The following is a 485-nucleotide window of genomic DNA, read 5'->3' as shown; positions in this document are numbered from 1 at the left end:
GAGTGGAACAGCGACCACACCATGTCCGGGGTGGGCACGAACGACCGCTCCGCCGGGGCGTACATCTGCGTCACGTTCGCGTGCGTGATGCCGACGCCCTTGGGAACGCCCGTCGTTCCCGAGGTGTAGGTGACGTAGGCGAGGAGGCCTGGGTCCGGCAGCGGCAGCGCGGTCGTCGGCCGCCCGGCGGCCTCCGGGTCCGCGACGTCCACGACCGGGAGCCCGGACGCCGCGACGCGGCCGGCCAGCCCGGCCGTCGTCAGGACGAGGACGGGCGCGGCGTCGCCGAGGACGAACGCGACGCGCTCGTCGGGGTGCCGGACGTCGATGGGCAGGTAGGCGGCGCCCAGCTTCAGCAGGGCCAGGATCGCCGTCACGGTGTGTTCGGAGCGCGGCAGCAGCAGCGCCACCAGGTCCCCGGTCCGTACCCCGCGGTCCGCCAGCAGGCGGGCCAGCCGGGTGGACGCCTCGTCCAGCTCCCGGTA

At 74.8% G+C, this 485-nt stretch carries 1 protein-coding gene; it reads right to left on the bottom strand.

Annotated features, from left to right (window positions below; genetic code table 11):
- On the bottom strand, positions 1-485 hold a 485-nt coding region (locus JNW98_RS35905), incomplete at both ends, for an AMP-binding protein (RefSeq protein WP_223772425.1).

Source organism: Streptomyces huiliensis, assembly GCF_020037025.1.
Lineage (GTDB): Bacteria > Actinomycetota > Actinomycetes > Streptomycetales > Streptomycetaceae > Streptomyces > Streptomyces huiliensis.
This window is presented reverse-complemented; position numbering and strand designations above follow the sequence as displayed.